We start from the raw sequence: 16,558 nt of genomic DNA on the forward strand, positions 1-16,558 counted from the left end.
GGAAAAGATTGGTTTAGACTTTTAGACTGATTGCGTAGGTTGTCGCCTCCCGCCCCGCCGAGCGGTGTATCAGTGACCGTCAAACCTTGCAGAAATAGGTCTTTGAGAAACGATGCCAAACGCCGCAGATACCAACATTGCTCGGGCTGTGCGACAGGTGGCTCATCCACTTACAGGTGCAGCCTCAGATTGCGATCCTCTGATGGATTTAATTGACGGTACTCGCCTGGTGTTGATTGGCGGAGCAACGCATGGAACCCGCAAATTCTGTCAACGGCGGGCAGACATTACCAAACGACTGATTTAAGAAAAAGGTTTTACGGCGGTGGCAGTGAAAGCAGATTTTTCCGATGCCTATCGAGCCAACCGTTTTGTCCGAGGTGTGAATGATGTTCAACTTTGCCTGTTTGCCAGATCGGTTTAATGCCGTCATTAATGTTGACGGCACAAAAGCAGTGGAATCCCTCGATCGCCTTGAAGGGGAATCACTTCGCAACCGCACTGCTCACCCAGAATCAAGTGAAGCACCAGAAACATTTCCCTCAACGCTCTAACCGTGATTCAAACATGAGCTGCTTATGCATCTGTACAGTTCTGAATTTTTAGCGGGAACTTTTATTCCCTTTAAGTACACCTGTGATGGGGAGAACCATTCGCCTCCCTTGACCTGGGAAGACCCCCCTCCTGGAACCCAGAGTTTTGTGTTGATTGCGAGCGATCCAGATGCTCCAAATGGAACTTTCACGCACTGGGTTCTCTACAATATGCCAGCAGATCTGCGGCAGTTACCCGAAAGCGTCCCCAATCACGATTCTCTACCCAATGGCAGCAGGCAGGCCAAAAACGATTTCGATCGGATCGGGTTTGACGGTCCTTGTCCGCCTAAGGGCAACCATCGATATTTCTTCAAACTCCACGCGCTCGACAGATCGCTCGACATTGCGCCAGGAGCAAGTAAGGAAGATGTTTTGCAAGCGATGGACGCTCATGTGTTAGATGCGGCGGAATTGATGGGGCTATACGGCAGAGCCAATTTTTAAACGGGAAATTTTCTATGTTTGACGCATTGCAGCGAGGACTGACGCGCCGCACCCTGTTGAATCGAACAGGTCTGGGGTTATTGGCGATGGGAGCGGCCGAAATCATCTACAAACCTGTACGAACGCTGGCACAAGCGGCTCCTTCCCCTTCTGAGGAACCCTCCCTTCCTCCAGAGCAGAAGCTAGGTTGGGCGGTTGTGGGGTTGGGCCAGTTTGCCACCGAACAAATCATGCCTTCTTTTGGGGAGTGCAAGCGATCGCGCTTAGTAGCCTTGGTGAGCGGCGACCGCGCGAAAGCTGAACGCTATGCCCGACAGTACGGGGTGAACCCTCAAAACATTTATAACTATCAAAACTACGAGACGATTCGCGACAATCCTGAAGTCGATGTCGTCTACATCGTTTTGCCGAACGGAATGCACGCGGAGTACACTATTCGAGGTGCTAGAGCGGGCAAACACGTTATGTGTGAAAAGCCGATGGCAACCTCAGTAGCAGAGTGTCAGGCGATGATTGATGCGGCGCGGCAGGCAGGTAAAAAACTGATGATTGCCTATCGCGCGCAGTACGAACCCTATAACTTAGCGGCGATCGACCTTGCGAGAGGTCCGCGCAAAGAATTGGGCAAGTTGAAAGCAATTGTGGCCGATCACGGGCGGATTGTTAAGCCATCTGAACCCCAAGACCGCTGGCGAATTGATAAAAAACTAGCGGGAGGCGGTTCGCTGCCCGATATCGGGATTTACAGCCTGAATGCCGCCCGATACATCACAGGTGAAGAACCGATCGAGGTTAGCGCCATGCTGTACAGCACGCCCAACGATCCCCGCTTTGTTGAAGTCGAAGAGAACGTGAATTTTATGCTGCGGTTTCCCAGCGGTGTATTGGCAAACTGCACGTCAAGCTACGGCTACTCTGACACGAAACGAATTCAAGTTTTTGGCTCGGAAGGGACGCTAGAACTCAGTCCGGCAACAGACTATTACCAACATCGGCTGTTTGTCGAGAAGGGAAAGGTGCGGGAAGAACGCAATATTGACGAGAAGAATCAGTTTGCGCTGGAGATAGATCATCTGTCGGAATCGATCGTGCAAAACCGAAAGCCGAAAACCCCTGGAGAGGAGGGCTTGCAGGATATTCGGCTGATTCAAACCATCTATGAAGCCGCACGAACCGGACGCAAAATTCAACTTGAGCCGATGCAACCTCCCCGCAATGAGCGGAGTGTTTGAAAACGATTAACTAAACCATTATTATCAGGAGACTTTTCATGAAAGCAGTTGTATTTCACGGTATTGGTGATATTCGTCTGGATGATGTTCCAGAACCCAAGATTCAAGAACCCGCGGATGCCATCATCCGTTTGACTTCCAGTGCCATTTGCGGAACTGACCTGCACGTGATTCGGGGAACCTTTCCAGGTATGATACCGGGAACCATTCTGGGGCATGAAGGGGTTGGCATTGTGGAAGAAGTGGGGCGCAACGTGCGGAATTTGAAAGCGGGCGACCGCGTTGTTATCCCCTCGACCATTGCCTGCGGCTCTTGCTCCTACTGTCGCGCCGGATATCATTCCCAATGCGATACTGCCAATCCCAATGGTCCCCAAGCGGGAACTGCCTTCTTTGGAGGACCAGAAACCACAGGGCCGTTTAATGGGTTGCAGGCAGAGTATGCCCGCATTCCCTACGCCAATGCTGGATTGGTGAAGCTGCCGCAGGAAGTGGATGACGATCGGGCAATTATGATCTCAGATATCTTCCCAACCGCTTACTTTGGAGCAGAGTTAGCTGAAATTAAACCGGGTGATACCGTTGCTATTTTTGGCTGCGGTCCTGTGGGACAGTTTGCGATCGCCAGCGCTAAATTGCTGGGAGCCGGACGAATTTTGGCAATCGATACAGTTCCCTCTCGCCTGGAAATGGCACAGGCACAGGGAGCCGAAATTATCGACTTCAATCAAGAAGACCCGATTGAGGCGATCCAAAGTTTAACGGGCGGCATTGGCGTGGATCGGGCGATCGATGCCGTAGGTGTGGATGCAGTTGCGCCCAACAGCGGTCCAGCGGCGGAGAAAGCTCAACAGCAAGCAGAACGTTTCCAGCAAGAACTTCAGAAGATTGCGCCTGAAACCAATCCTCAAAATGGCAATTGGCATCCCGGCAATGCCCCGTCTCAAGCGTTGGAATGGGCAGTACAGGGACTCGCCAAAGCTGGAACGCTTTCGATTATTGGTGTGTACCCGCTAACGCACAAATTTTTCCCGATCGGCATGGCAATGAACAAAAATCTGACGCTGAAGATGGGGAACTGCAATCATCGCAAGTACATTCCATTGATTGTAGATCTCGTTCGTAGCGGTGTCGTAGATCCGACCGACATCCTCACCCAGATTGAACCCCTGACGAATGTAATTGATGCCTATAAAGCCTTTGACCAGCGCAAATCGGGTTGGGTGAAGGTGGAACTGGTGCCGGGTGCAAGCCGTGCCAACCAAAATCCTCAATTCCAGCATCATCAGATTTAAGCGAAGGTCAGGTACGACTTCTCACCCCCCTTGGGTAGTGCTAAACAAGTAATGATGCGTTATAGAACCCCTTTGACATCTAGCTATGCGCTAAACGCTTGAGCATTAGTCGAATGAAACACAGCTTGAGCTTGGCGTTGGAACGTTGGAGTGTCCGGTCAAAATTCTTGACTAAACTTTTACATCGCTCCACCCAAGCATTTAACCGTTCAATTACCATCTAGCCGCCACAGGCACAAATCCAGATTCCCCTTTAGCCGCCTTTTCTGCTTTCGATGGTTTAGCTGAAAGTTCAAATTGAATCTTCGTCACAATCTCTGGATAAACCGTCTCTAAAGCTTGAGTTAGTTTCTCAGGATGATAGCCATTATCCACAAGATTGTGGTCTGGGGCAGGACGTCCGGTTTAGATTTGAAGTAATCAATGTTGTGTGTGAGCATTTCAATTAACCCCGAAGGTCATCAGATAAACTGGCTTTGGAGAGGGTGAGTAAAGAAGGGGAAACCTAGTATATCTACCGCTAGATGTCTTTTGATGCCATTCGTGCATTTATAGAAACAAAACCCTTTTGACTCAATACTGGCATTACAAGTATTTTTCACAGCTTGGGAGTCAATGATAATTAGAGTCGTCGACTGCGGTTTTTTTTGACTTGTGCGCGTACAGGGCTATGTAATTGTGTCTCAATCCGTTCGAGAGAGCCATCCTCACACCAATTTTGGTAATGCCAGAAGACTGTTGAATATGGCGGTAGATCTCTGGGTAAATCTCCCCAATTACAACCGTTGTTGAGCTGATAAAATATGCCCGAAAAGGAGTTGTCGCGCAAGTCCCCACTGGGGGTCGAGTTTTGTTCTTCTGGGATAGTAAAGGCTCGATTATTTCCCACTATGAGTCTGTCAAATCGCTTGAATATCCCATTTCTCACCCCAGCTCACTTGAATTTATCTACTCCGCCTTGATTCTACGCCATCGCCCAAAAGATGATATCAAATGGTTTCTATAAACGGACGCCTGCTGGCACGACCAACGCAGCCTACGGGAACGGCACCAAGCGGTCTGCAACCGTTGGGACTTTCCACCAAGCGCGACGGACTCCTCTACGTGCCTAAAAATTACCAAGCTTCCCGACCCGCACCACTGGTGGTCATGCTGCACGGAGCAGGTGGCGACGCACGCGGCGGTCTGACTCCGTTCCAAAACCTCGCCGATGCCACGGGACTCATCCTGCTGGCACCTGCCTCGCGCCGCCAGACGTGGGATGTGCTCGTCGGTGAGTACGGCCCCGATATCGCCTTGATTGACCAGGCGCTGGCACAGACGTTCAGCCACTACGCTGTAGACCCTACCCGCATTGCGATCGAGGGCTTCTCGGACGGGGCTTCCTATGCCCTAAGTGTCGGCATCACCAACGGCGACTTGTTCAGCCATGTCATAGCGTTCTCGCCGGGGTTTATGGCACCAGCTTCACAGGTTGGCGAACCGCGTCTGTTCATCTCGCACGGCACGCAAGACTCTGTTTTGCCGATCGATCCTTGTAGCCGTAAGATAGTGCGACAGGTGCGGGGTGCTGGCTACGATGTGGTTTATCGGGAGTTCGACGGCCCCCACACAATTCCCCCTGCGATCGTGGACTCGGCACTAGACTGGTTCACGGCGTAGCAGGGTATTCTCGTACAATCTAAATTTGTCAATTCTCAATGAACACAAAAGGTTGAGCAACAGTTGCTCAACGTCTCTCGATTACGTTCGCATCAGTTGCTGAATGCGCTGTGGCTCGTCTCCCAGCCAATCTCGATTCTGGGCTGTGCTGTCGAAAATTGATGAAGTTTTGAATGGCTCAAACTCGCCGCGTGATGCTGCTTCTGCCGTTTTTGCTAACAGCGATCGCACCTGCTCCTCATTCATTGGCTGGAACGTCCGCACCGCCTCAAACGCTTGATCGAGAACCTCCATGCTGTCAATTCCGGTAATCACAACCGATGTAGGTAGATTCAGCGCATAGTGCAGACACTCAATTGCCGTTACCGTATTTGACCGTAACAAAATCCCGTTTGCCATGCTTTTCATGCCAAGAATGCCGATGTCCTGTTTAACCAGTTCTGGCACAACCAGCTTCGCAAAGCTTCGGTAGTGTGCATCCATCACATTCAGCGGCATCTGAGCCGCATCAAACTTAAACCCATAACTGGCTGCAACTTCCAGCATATGCAGATGAATTTGGGGGTCTTTGTGTCCGGTGAAGCCAATATATCGGAGTTTGCCAGCTTCCCGCGCCTCCATTAAGGCGGCATTTGCCCCTTCTGGATCGAAAACTCGATGCGGGTCCTCAAACCGGAGGATTTCGTGGTGCTGGACGAGATCGATGCAATCAACTTGCAGGCGTTGCAGTGATTCGTCTAGCTGTCTTGCGGCTTCTTTCTTGGAGCGACCGTCAATTTTCGTCATCAGGAATACTTTGTCTCGGTAGCCATCGCGGAGAGCTTTCCCCATGCGAATATCGCTGACTCCACCGTTGTAATCCCAACTGTTATCCATAAAAGTGATGCCGCGGTCGATCGCACTGCGAACAATCCGCATACCCAGTTGCTCGTCAACATACTTCAATCCGATGTGCCAACCACCCAATCCGATCGCGGAAACTTTCTCTCCTGTACTACCGAGAGTTCGGTATAGCATTTCTGAGTTTGACGTATTTTCTGACATCTGTTCTCCTTGTTTTGCAGCTATTGCTTAAGTGCATACAGCTATGATCAAATTCAAACGCAAGGAAACGTTTATAACATCTTGCTAGAGACACACTATAACTGAGTATTGGCCATTTAGAAGGTGTGGATTAATGGGTTGAGCTGAAGTGAGAAAATAGAAGTTTAGCCCAACTCAAAATTAAAGTGGAGCATATCATTAGATTCTTGCAGATATTCCGAATTTTGTCTGGTCGTTATCGAAATCGAAGACAGCGATTTGGATTGCGAGTAAACCGGATTGCAGGAATTTATAATTACGAGCTAAAAATAGCGAGATTATCTTAATTCCGCCAGAGGTCTATTGACTTCAGAATCGATCGGAAGTTCAATGTGCCAGTTCCGTAAGTCCAGGGCTTATAAAGCTAGTTTAGGCTTTGTTTGGGCTTGAAATTTTAAGTCCTGCTAACCAAGACCAGGGAAGTTGTCTATTTAAATTTAGAGTAGATTTCATCGCTACCTCCTCCCTCTGGAGCTTTCTTATAAATGCTGTGACTGGTGTGCCTTCAACTGTGCCTTCAACTGTGCAATTTCCTGAGCCATGTCTAAAACAATTGCGGCTCCCACTAAATTCAGCCCCAAATCCCGACGCAAGCGCTGAATTTGGCTGATGCGACCGATGTCGCGCGATCGCAGCATCGAACCCCTCGGCTCAATTAATCCCATCTCAACAAAGCGTTCCACTAGAGTGACAGAGGTTTCTGTTACTCTAGCTGCATACTCAAATGAATAAAGGCGATCGCCCTCTTGTGAAACAACAACCCGTGAAAGACTAACCTCGTTCATAGCCTTACCTCCTCTAAATCGGCACGCGGATTAAAACTGCTATTGGCACGAATTTTTTCATAGCAGTCACGCTCAATCTGGCTTATATCCTTAGGAGATACAATCTGTAACTTGACAATTTGATCGCTGCGCCCATCCTTAGGTTTGGGCCATCCTTTGCCCCGCAACCGCAAAGATTGCCCAGAACGAACACCAGCAGGAATGCTCATTGTGACACTGCCATCAGGCGTTGGTACTTTTATTTGAGAACCCAATACAGCTTCATCAGGCCTAATCGGAATTTCACTGACAATATCATCACCTTCAAACCGGAAAAATGAATGGGGCAGTAGCTCGATAGTCAGGTATAAATCTCCCTTAGATTGCGAGAAGGGACTAGCACGACCTTTGCCTTTAATGCGGATGCGGCTTCCGGGTTTGGCCCCTGCTGGAATTCGCACGTTAATCGTTTCATCGTCTAGTTGCAGCCGCTTCTGTACTCCATGAAAGGCTTCTGAAAAGGTGAGGGCGATCGCCGCTTCGGTATCGGGAGCAGGCGCAGAGGTGCGAGAACCGCCGCCAAAAATATCCTCATACTCATCAAATCCAGTGGTGTCGGCTGTACCCGTGCCATAGGTATAGACTCTGCGCCCAGTTCGACCTCCACTTCCAACGCGACCCAGCAGGTCATTGATGAAATCATCAAAATTGCTGTACTGGTCGAAATCAAATCCCTCTACCCCAACCCCAGCGCCTCTGGGGGAAGGTGCTGGGCCTGCCTCTGCCTGCCTCCAATGCTGACCAAATTGGTCATACTTTTGGCGTTTCTGGGGATCGGAAAGCACCTCATTTGCTTCATTGAGATCTTTGAATTTTGCCTCGGCTTTTTTATCTCCAGGATTCAGGTCAGGGTGATATTTCCTGGCTAGTTTCCGGTAAGCCTTTTTAATCTCCTCTGGAGTTGCACTCTTGCTTACCCCTAGAATTTCGTAATAATCCTTGAAGTCGGTTGCAGTTGGCATGGCTTTTCAAAAATAGGCGTGGCTGTGTCAGGGGAGAGTGATTTTCATAAGTTTCATCAGTCACATTTTCCATCACCCCCGTCACTCCCTTGACCCCCCTAGCCCCTCTTATTCTTGGAAGAATATAAGGAAGAGCTTTTATTATTAGGGGAATATAAGGAAGAGCTTTTATTCTTGGGAGAATTTAGCTCCCTCCCCTTAGTAAGGGGAGGGGTAAAAAGGCTTAGTGCAAGATCTGAAATTACTCCTCGGTCATTAGTTATTAGTTTTTTTGCTAGTGACTGTTAAACAAAGTCCGCATCAATGACATCTTCATTACCACCACCACTAGAGCCAGCCTGACCACCTGTTCCCCCTGTTGTACCAGCACCCGCTTGAGCGTAGACGGCACTACCTATCTGCATGAGAGCTTGTTGTAATTCATTAGTCAGGGACTTCATGCGATCGCTATTTTCTTGGTTAATCGCTTCCTGCAGGTCTTTGATTAATCCTTCAGCGCGACTCTTATCAGCATCAGAAACTTTGCCGTCCAAGTCTTTCAATTGTTTCTGGGCTTGATAGACTAGCGAGTCCGCTATATTTTTGGTGTCGATTTGTTCGCGGCGTCTCTTATCTTCTTCAGCATGGGCTTCAGCATCCCTTACCATTTTCTCAACATCGCCTTTGTTGAGAGTGGAGGCACCCGTAATCGAAATCGACTGCTCTTTACCTGTGGCTTTATCTTTAGCAGTGACAGAGAGAATGCCGTTGGCATCAATATCGAACGTAACTTCGACTTGCGGCACACCTCTGGGTGCTGGGGGAATACCGTCCAAACGAAAAGTACCCAAGCTCTTGTTGTCAGATGACATTTCCCGTTCGCCTTGCAGAACGTGGATTTCCACGTTGCTTTGCCCATCAGCAGCGGTGGAGAAGGTTTCGGATTTCTTAACGGGGATGGTGGTGTTGCGAGGGATAATTTTCGTCATCACGCCACCGAGAGTCTCCACACCCAGAGATAGCGGCGTAACATCCAACAGCAGCACATCTTTGACTTCGCCTGCGAGCACACCTGCTTGAATGCCAGCACCGACGGCAACAACTTCATCAGGATTAACGCCTTGATTTGGGTCTTTGCCAGTGATGCGCCGCACCAGTTGTTGCACAGCGGGAATTCGGGTGGAACCGCCCACCAGAACGACTTCATCAATATCCGCGTTGCTGAGTTTGACATCCTTCAGGGCTTGTTCAACGGGAATGCGACAACGGTCTAACAAATCCGAACACATTTCCTCAAACTTAGCCCTCGTCAGGGTCATTTCGAGGTGCTTAGATCCTTCTTGGGTAGCGGTGATGAAAGGAAGATTGATAGTAGTTTGGGTGGCGCTGGAAAGTTCGATTTTGGCTTTCTCAGCGGCTTCGGTCAGTCGTTGCAGTGCTTGCTTATCTTTGCGAAGGTCGATGCCTTCATTGCGTTGGAATTCATTAGCAATCCAATCCACTATCTTTTTGTCGAAGTCGTCACCGCCGAGGTGGGTGTCACCGCTGGTGGCTTTGACTTCAAAAACACCATCGCCCACTTCCAGAATGGAAACGTCGAAGGTGCCACCGCCGAGGTCAAAGACGAGAATGGTTTCATTGCTCTTTTTGTCTAAACCGTAGGCCAGGGCAGCAGCCGTCGGTTCGTTGATGATGCGGAGAATTTCTAAACCAGCAATTCTGCCTGCATCTTTGGTCGCTTGTCGCTGCGAGTCGTTGAAGTAGGCGGGAACGGTGACGACAGCTTGGGTGACTTTTTCACCAAGGTATTTGCTGGCATCGTCCGCGAGTTTACGCAGAACTTGAGCGGAGATTTCTTCGGGGGCAAACTGTTTTCCGGCAGCGGGACAGTCGAGTTTGAGGTTTCCGTTACTGTCACGCAGGACTTTATAGGTAACTTCTGTGAGTTCTTGAGTAACTTCCTCGTATTTGCGCCCGATGAAGCGTTTGACGGAATAAAAGGTATTTTCCGGGTTCATCACCGCTTGGCGTCTGGCAATCTGACCAACCAAGCGATCGCCTCCTTTGGTATAAGCTACAACGGAGGGAGTAGTACGCTGTCCTTCTGCGTTTGCAATCACAAGGGGTTGCCCTCCTTCCATTACAGCAACGCAGGAGTTCGTTGTTCCTAAATCAATTCCAACTACTTTTGCCATGATGCTCCATTCTTGAAATTCAGTTGTTATGAATTGGGGTTGCCAAAGAATAAACAGGACTGACAGGGGAAAATTTTGGATGCCGATTTTCCTGTCAATCCTGCTGCTTTTTCTTTCCTTTCAATGTTTGTTAAAACGGTTCCAGGAGGAATATAAACGGCTAATTAATCAAAGGCTTGGGGAAGCTCAACCAATGTTTAAACTACTTGGGCTGAAGCCTGAGGTTGGCTTGCAACTTGCCCGTCGCCCTGAGGTTGTCCTTGCTGAATTTGTTCTGGCTGGTTTTGTCCTCCCAAGTTAATTCTGACAACCTTGTTTTTTTCTTCCTCAGCTTTAGGCATGGTGAGGCAGAGAACGCCGTTATTAAATTCTGCTTGTACCTTGTCGTTTTGAATTCTCGCTGGCAAGGGAACGATCCGTTGAAATCGGCCGTACCGGAATTCGGTACGATTCATGCCTTTGCCGTCGCTCTTGGTTTCAGATTTGCGCTCCCCAGTGATAGCAACTGCTTCGGCAGTAACTTTAATATCAAGGTCTTTGGCTTCTATGCCAGGAACTTCCATTTTGAGTTTGATGTCATCAGGCGTTTCGTGCATTTCCGCAGCAGGCATAAAAGAAGATCCACCGGGGAGAATGTCAGACTGCCCCTCATTACCAGGAGCCGACATCATTCGGTCAAACAGGCGGTTCATGTCCCGTTGCAGCATTTCCATTTCTCGGAAAGGTTCCCAACGAATTAATGCCATAGTTTTTTCCTCCACTTTTTGTGCAATTACAAGAGCTTGAACAGTCTTTTTTGAAGCATTTTTATGGTATTTAAAAGCACTAATTGGCTCCTCTATCAATGGACTTATATTATTGTTGTGTTAAGACCAATTCTTGAGGAATAGAAAACAACTAATTTGGGCTTTTTGGCAGCCGTTATCGGACTTATCTGCTGTATCCTAACTTCGTTTGTGGCACTAACTAACGGGCTTAACGATAAAGTTCTTCTTTTTCTTTTTCCCTAACGGGAGAGGCTGGTGACGCAAATAATTACGAATTACGAAAGTCGGATGGCGAATTATTCTGTCACTCAATTCTAATTTCTCAGTGAATCTGTCAAACAATTGCTTTTGTATTAACAGCATCGGGACGATCGCGCCGATCGCCTAGCGTCTTGTGAAAGACAACCGCGCACTTTCGGCTCACCCATCCTCACCGTCGGACACAGACGATCGGTAGCTCGATCGCTCAGCGAGTCGTTCGCCATCGGGTTGCTCTTGGCTGCCCATCTCATTATTTTGCCGTGCGGCTTTGTCACTCAAAAAAGTTAACAGCGAAGGCGATAAAGATGAGTGGCTGTCTTTTCCAAAAGCGCGTTCGGTACCTATGCCACCTGTTCTAGGTAACAACCGATTAAACCAACCGATCGCAGTTGCAGAAAGCCCTGGAAAAAGAGCATAGAGTCTGGCACTAAACCAAGTCCAAAGTGGCACTATTACCTCTGCATCACCGCGTCGAAATCCAGCAATGGTTTCACGAGCAACTTTTTCGGCACTCGTCGAGATCCAGGGCAAGGAATCAGCAATGCTGAACCAGGTAAACTCCTTGCGGTGCTGACCTTTGAACATAGCGCGGTCTATCACGCCTGTGCGGATGAAACCGGGACATACCGTTGTGACAGCAATCCCGTCTTTTGCCAGTTCTGTCCGCATCCCTTCCGACAAACCCGTTAACGCAAATTTGCTGGCGCAATACGCCAACATATGGGGGGAAACTACCTTGCCGCCGATCGAAGAGATATTAACGATGCGTCCAGCTTGTCGTTGACGCATTTCCGGGAAAACCGCATAAATAGTGTATAGCGGTGCCCAGAAATGCAGCTTCATCAAGTCGTCGTAGTCCTCCATTGTCAATACGTCCATTGGCCCCACAAGGTCGGTGCCTGCGTTGTTAATGAGGATGTCGATCTGACCGAAGCGATCGCGCACCTGCTGCACCATCTGGTCAACCTGGGAGCGATCGGTGACATCACAGGGAACAGCCAGCACCTCTCCACCGCACTGCTCCAGCTCGACACGCGCCCTTTCGAGTTCTGCGCGATCGCGGGCACAAATTGCCAAACGCGCTCCTTGCTGCACCAACTGCCGTGCCATAACCAAACCAAGTCCGCGAGAACCACCCGTAAGCAGCACCGTCTTGCCTGTGAGATCGTATTGACGTTCGCGCCACGATCGCACCACCCAAAGCACGACGAACAAAGCGCCCACGGCAACTGCAAAAAGAATCAGAAGATTCTGATTATCTATATAGAAATTCATGGTTAAAACTCAAATGCTGATGTATTGTGAAGCGCAGTCTACCTTATTACCTGAACCTGATTTAGCAATCCTAAATCATTTATGAATTTCTTACTTCCTCCCCTTAGTAAGGGGAGGTTTGGGGTGGGGTAAAAAATTTACCACTCATTTAGGATTACTATACTAAAACCCTAACCTTCTCCTCTTGTCTGACTAAGAGGTTGTGATATTTGAGCTAATTCTGTGCCTAATATAGCAATCCTAAATCATTTGTGAATTTCTTACTCCCTCCCCTTACCAAGGGGAGGGCTGGGGTGGGGTAAAAATTTACGGCTCAAATTAGCACTACCTATCTACCTCTTTTTGTCCCGCTTTAAGTTGTTAGCCACAGTTTTTTCTTCTAAACAGAAGTTGCCCTCAAAGGAGAACTTCTGTTTAGAAGCGGCTCTTATGGCGATCGCGACCTGCTAGAGTGTGGGAGCTAAAAAGCTATTTTCTGCACAATCAGCTTCCCTCTCAATAAAAGCCGTGCAGCCAGTTACCGGGCAATGCTTTGTCTTGTAATGAGAGGCTTGGCTGTTTTTGCAATTAGGCTGCCATTTCTTGTTGAATCTTGCTCTTGGCAGCTTTGAATTCGGTTGCCATTTGCTCTTTTTGCTCGTCGCTGCAATTGTCGTCAATCGCCGAGAACATGGTGAATTCTTCTTGGCGAATGTGGTCGCCAACCACATCCATCAGGTCTTTAATTTTCGATCTAAACTCGTCGGCATTAGTGGGGTCAATAGCCTTAATTTCATCGAGCATCTGCTTCATTTGCGCTTGCTCATCGTACAGCTCTTGAGTGTTGTCATCACCGTAGAACGATCGAACTTTCGGATAGACGACTTCTTCTTCAGCTTGAGCGTGTACCAACAAATCTTTATAGATTTGCCCGAAATACTCTTGGAGCTTTTGAGGGTCTTTAGTAGCTCCGATTTCGGTGAAGATGGTATTCACCTTGTTATGATCCAGCCGGATGAGGGTCTGGATGTTCATATCTTGTTTGTCAGTGTTTTGGGTGGCTATGCTGCCAACTACACCCGACAATGCAGCAACTCCATCTTGCACCCGTGCCCAGAGTCCCTGGTCAGCGTCTTTACCAGTCATTTCGCGGACACCCACGAGTTCGAGCATTCCTTTGAGTTGTTCTTGGTGAGCGCGACCCTCAAAATTGACGGTATTCAAAGGCCCAATTGCCACTTCAATATCAGCTCCAACCTTCTGAGCGGCTTTGTGAATAATGATTCCACTCATGGCTTGACCGTGCTTGATCAGTTCGTGGTGCATGAGTTTCTGATAATACGTAAACTCATCGCCTGACATCATCTTCTCAAACTGCGCAATAAATATCTTGGTCGCAGCACTAGGTTCAGCTTGAATACCGTATTGAACCATCACCGTCTCTATAATGCCCAGGTTTTTCTGGTCATCCTCAAGCATATTCTGGAGACGCTTGCGAACATCTTCATCAGGGCAGGCATCTATTAGCTTTTGATCGTTCGAGATAATTAAATTTTGAAAGGCTTTCAAGTCTGCCAATCTTTCGCCGATCGCAACCCGTTTTGTATCCTCTAACGTTGTAACCATCTTTAGTTATCCTCGCTTAAATAATCTGATCGATCTTTGTTGTTATCCGGTTTGACAGCCGATGTTTGCTCGGCATTATTTACAAATAAGGCAGTGTCTCGACCGCGTTATCTGCTGAGCTACCGTTCATCTCCCTCACCAACTTGCGCGATTTTCAAGAATCTTTTTAACGCGAGTCAGTTCCTTGATTTGGACTACCAACAACTTTGGGGGCAGCTCCTGGAGATTCAGGTTCACTACCGGGATTAACGTCAGTACCGGATTGTTGACCTGTCATGCGATATGTCTCATCAACTGGAGTGTCACCCTCTTCTGTGGTCGGTATACTTGTTTGCGTTCCAGGATTATCTTGAGGGTCGTATTTTGCATCATCTTGCCGAGTGTCTGGAGGAGTATCTGATGCCATGATTTGCACCTGTTTTTGACTTTACTATACAAGGCTATCATTCAGTTTCAAGTGGGTGTTCTATCCTCAGACAGGACTCGTTCTACCACTAATTCTAGAGGGAACATTTAGCAAAAATAATTGCATAAAATATGTGCAATCATTCTCGATCGGGCTTAACATTTGTTGTACGCCCAACACCGCTGTAGAAAACCCGTACTTTTCCCCGTTGTATCGATTACCGTGTGTTGCCCTGTGCTTCGGTGTCCTGGTCACGGCGTCCCAGCAGGGTGCCAACAGCAGTAAGAACCTCCGGCACTGCGAGTACGATCGACGCGATCGAGCAAACCGTCGCAACTTGGCAGTATTCACAAAACGCCTTGTTCTCGCTCCACTCTTCACGAGCTAACTCGACATTGGTCACCCCGTCCAACACCAGCTTGATACCCATTGCAATTGGTAACAAAGGGTTGCGCCTAGCGCGGTCTAAACCGCCAGCAGCAGCCAGCCAAGCAGTGAGGGCATAATTAGCCACCATTATTGGCCCGTCGGGTGAGTTGAATTTGTTGTAAGCGTAATTAGAAGCGTCAACGCGGTCTGCATCGAAAAGCTTTTGTCCCGGCGGATCTGGTAGGTGATTAACGATCCCAGTCTGGTAGAGTGTGACGGCTTGTCCCATCGAACCCCCAAGCATAGATAAGCCGATAATCCATCGCCGACGGGTCATGTGAGGGTTCTGTCCTTTACGCAGTTCCTCACTCAGTTGTTTTGGGTCCATAAAACGCAATCCTCAATAATAATAATGTAAGCATTAACGATCACATCAGCCATACACAAAGCGTTTCAATGAAAATGAATAGGATACGCACTAGGAACCCAATCCAACGATGCGATCGTCCTGCGCTCAGAGTGTATAGATTTCCCATCATTTTATGGATTCAGTTTGATGCGTACCACTTACCTAAGAGGTACTTTAAATAAAGCGCTATATTTCAAGCTCTTGTATACAAAAGCTTCAACTCGGTTAATATTATGTCCTTTCTTTAGGTAGGCAGGGTAAGAGTGTCTCAATCATGCTTGACAAAAGGAAGCAGAAAAATCTAATATCTTGTCAAGAAAACAAGAACTGATAATTTGAATTAGATAATCATTATCCATAGCTGCCCGTTTCATTTTTTGTCGAAGACTACGTTTGTAAGTAGGTTCGCAGTTGAGGGCATTCAGCGCAATACGTCGCAGGACAGCCAAATTCCGGGGACTGTGGAAAGAGCGAATCCGGCAAGCATCTTCCGCAAAGGTACAATCTAAAGTCCAATGAGCCTCATTTTCAATCCCCCAATGTTTTCGGATGGCTCGACCCAAAAGTTGGGCATCACTATCTAAAGAAGTTAGATAGAATTGCACATCCCGAGTAGTTTTGTTCCAAAACTGGCGTTGAATATCTTGAATCTCTGCTACTTCCCGGAGCGGTAGCTGAGGAGGAGAGCTTTTTTTGCCAGAGGTAGATTTAATCTCAAAACCCTGAGACATAAAGGGTATTCCTAAATATTTTATTGGGTGGCATTTTTGTCATCTCACTTATTTGACTCATTGTCAAGTACGATGTATACCAAATTAGATGAGCTTACCCTGTATATAGACCATTTTTTTATTGTAATGGCAATTTAAAACAGAAAATGAAAAATTAAACATACTGCCCAAGTAACTTAATCTTTCTGATGGAAAGTAATGAGCTAATGTTTCTGATGGAAAGTAGGTAATCGGCTGATATGCTAGTTGGCTTTCTAATTGACGCATCAGTTGCATTGTTAATTCCGGTATCTCTGGATTTTCCAATTGACGGTTCAATGTCCTAATTAATTGACTTTTCACGTAATTTTTCCATTGATTCTTTCCTAATATGGGTGCATCTCACTTTTGCAAATATATGAAAAAGGGCTCAAATGAAAAAGCTAGTAAAACTGTGAAAAAAGATGAGGTAAAAAAAATGACA

At 47.9% G+C, this 16,558-nt stretch carries 18 protein-coding genes and 1 pseudogene; 7 read left to right on the forward strand and 12 right to left on the reverse strand.

Translation table 11 applies throughout. From position 1 onward, the window contains the following. Positions 1-112: 112 nt before the first annotated feature. The 5 genes from E5S67_RS22710 (at position 113) to E5S67_RS22730 (ending at position 3,567) form a co-directional block, all read left to right on the forward strand. Complete coding sequence (locus tag E5S67_RS22710; RefSeq protein ID WP_216670654.1) at positions 113-307, forward strand: hypothetical protein; 195 nt, start codon at positions 113-115, stop codon at positions 305-307. A 79-nt stretch (positions 308-386) separates the two neighbouring features. Further along, complete coding sequence (locus E5S67_RS22715; protein WP_172190639.1) at positions 387-554, forward strand: hypothetical protein; 168 nt, start codon at positions 387-389, stop codon at positions 552-554. 24 nt (positions 555-578) lie between these two features. Then, positions 579-1,040, forward strand: coding sequence for a YbhB/YbcL family Raf kinase inhibitor-like protein (locus E5S67_RS22720; protein ID WP_172190640.1), 462 nt, complete (start codon positions 579-581; stop codon positions 1,038-1,040). Positions 1,041-1,054: 14 nt separating this feature from the next. Continuing rightward, positions 1,055-2,272, forward strand: coding sequence for a Gfo/Idh/MocA family protein (locus tag E5S67_RS22725; RefSeq protein ID WP_172190641.1), 1,218 nt, complete (start codon positions 1,055-1,057; stop codon positions 2,270-2,272). Positions 2,273-2,310: 38 nt separating this feature from the next. After that, positions 2,311-3,567: a zinc-dependent alcohol dehydrogenase gene (locus tag E5S67_RS22730; protein ID WP_172190642.1), complete on the forward strand. Its 1,257-nt coding sequence runs from the start codon at positions 2,311-2,313 to the stop codon at positions 3,565-3,567. A gap of 213 nt (positions 3,568-3,780) precedes the next feature. On the opposite strand, the gene E5S67_RS33585 is transcribed toward E5S67_RS22730, so the two are convergent. Then, positions 3,781-3,942 carry a hypothetical protein gene (locus E5S67_RS33585; protein WP_246276933.1) on the reverse strand — a complete coding sequence of 54 codons (162 nt, stop codon included), beginning with the start codon at positions 3,940-3,942 and terminating at the stop codon, positions 3,781-3,783. Positions 3,943-4,189: 247 nt separating this feature from the next. Beyond that, positions 4,190-4,495: a transposase gene (locus tag E5S67_RS34845; protein ID WP_422614763.1), complete on the reverse strand. Its 306-nt coding sequence runs from the start codon at positions 4,493-4,495 to the stop codon at positions 4,190-4,192. Between the two features lie 140 nt (positions 4,496-4,635). Here E5S67_RS34845 and E5S67_RS22745 point away from each other — a divergent pair, with 140 nt between their 5' ends. Next, positions 4,636-5,229, forward strand: a complete 594-nt coding sequence (locus tag E5S67_RS22745; protein WP_246276934.1) for an alpha/beta hydrolase — start codon at positions 4,636-4,638, stop codon at positions 5,227-5,229. A gap of 81 nt (positions 5,230-5,310) precedes the next feature. Here the strand turns inward: E5S67_RS22745 and E5S67_RS22750 are convergent, their stop codons facing one another. Further along, entirely contained in the window at positions 5,311-6,273 is a 963-nt protein-coding gene (locus E5S67_RS22750) for an aldo/keto reductase (RefSeq protein ID WP_172190645.1), read from the reverse strand. A 155-nt stretch (positions 6,274-6,428) separates the two neighbouring features. Here E5S67_RS22750 and E5S67_RS33590 point away from each other — a divergent pair. After that, positions 6,429-6,599: pseudogene (locus E5S67_RS33590) on the forward strand (IS5/IS1182 family transposase); the annotation flags it as partial. A 192-nt stretch (positions 6,600-6,791) separates the two neighbouring features. Here E5S67_RS33590 and E5S67_RS22755 read toward each other — a convergent pair. The 9 genes from E5S67_RS22755 to E5S67_RS22795 form a co-directional block, all read right to left on the reverse strand. Continuing rightward, positions 6,792-7,097, reverse strand: a complete 306-nt coding sequence (locus E5S67_RS22755; RefSeq protein WP_172190646.1) for a chaperone modulator CbpM — start codon at positions 7,095-7,097, stop codon at positions 6,792-6,794. Next, positions 7,094-8,098 (reverse strand): DnaJ C-terminal domain-containing protein, encoded by a 1,005-nt coding sequence (locus tag E5S67_RS22760; protein ID WP_172190647.1) that lies wholly within the window; start codon positions 8,096-8,098, stop codon positions 7,094-7,096. Before E5S67_RS22760 ends, E5S67_RS22755 begins: the two co-directional genes overlap by 4 nt. 284 nt (positions 8,099-8,382) lie before the next feature. Then, entirely contained in the window at positions 8,383-10,272 is a 1,890-nt protein-coding gene (dnaK, locus tag E5S67_RS22765) for a molecular chaperone DnaK (RefSeq protein ID WP_172190648.1), read from the reverse strand. Between the two features lie 197 nt (positions 10,273-10,469). Beyond that, on the reverse strand, positions 10,470-11,018 hold the full coding sequence (locus E5S67_RS22770; protein WP_172190649.1) for an Hsp20 family protein: 549 nt from the start codon (positions 11,016-11,018) through the stop codon (positions 10,470-10,472). A 441-nt stretch (positions 11,019-11,459) separates the two neighbouring features. Then, a complete protein-coding gene (locus tag E5S67_RS22775; RefSeq protein ID WP_246276935.1) occupies positions 11,460-12,575 on the reverse strand; it encodes an SDR family NAD(P)-dependent oxidoreductase in 1,116 nt (371 codons plus the stop codon). A 567-nt stretch (positions 12,576-13,142) separates the two neighbouring features. Then, positions 13,143-14,180 (reverse strand): hemerythrin domain-containing protein, encoded by a 1,038-nt coding sequence (locus tag E5S67_RS22780; RefSeq protein ID WP_172190650.1) that lies wholly within the window; start codon positions 14,178-14,180, stop codon positions 13,143-13,145. Between the two features lie 166 nt (positions 14,181-14,346). Beyond that, positions 14,347-14,586 (reverse strand): hypothetical protein, encoded by a 240-nt coding sequence (locus tag E5S67_RS22785; protein WP_172190651.1) that lies wholly within the window; start codon positions 14,584-14,586, stop codon positions 14,347-14,349. A 217-nt stretch (positions 14,587-14,803) separates the two neighbouring features. Continuing rightward, complete coding sequence (locus tag E5S67_RS22790) at positions 14,804-15,343, reverse strand: vitamin K epoxide reductase family protein (protein WP_172190652.1); 540 nt, start codon at positions 15,341-15,343, stop codon at positions 14,804-14,806. Between the two features lie 293 nt (positions 15,344-15,636). Next, positions 15,637-16,119 (reverse strand): ISAs1 family transposase, encoded by a 483-nt coding sequence (locus tag E5S67_RS22795; RefSeq protein ID WP_339382967.1) that lies wholly within the window; start codon positions 16,117-16,119, stop codon positions 15,637-15,639. Positions 16,120-16,558 lie beyond the last annotated feature (439 nt).

Source organism: Microcoleus asticus IPMA8 (genome assembly GCF_013179805.1).
In the GTDB taxonomy this organism is placed as follows: Bacteria; Cyanobacteriota; Cyanobacteriia; order Cyanobacteriales; family Microcoleaceae; genus Microcoleus; species Microcoleus asticus.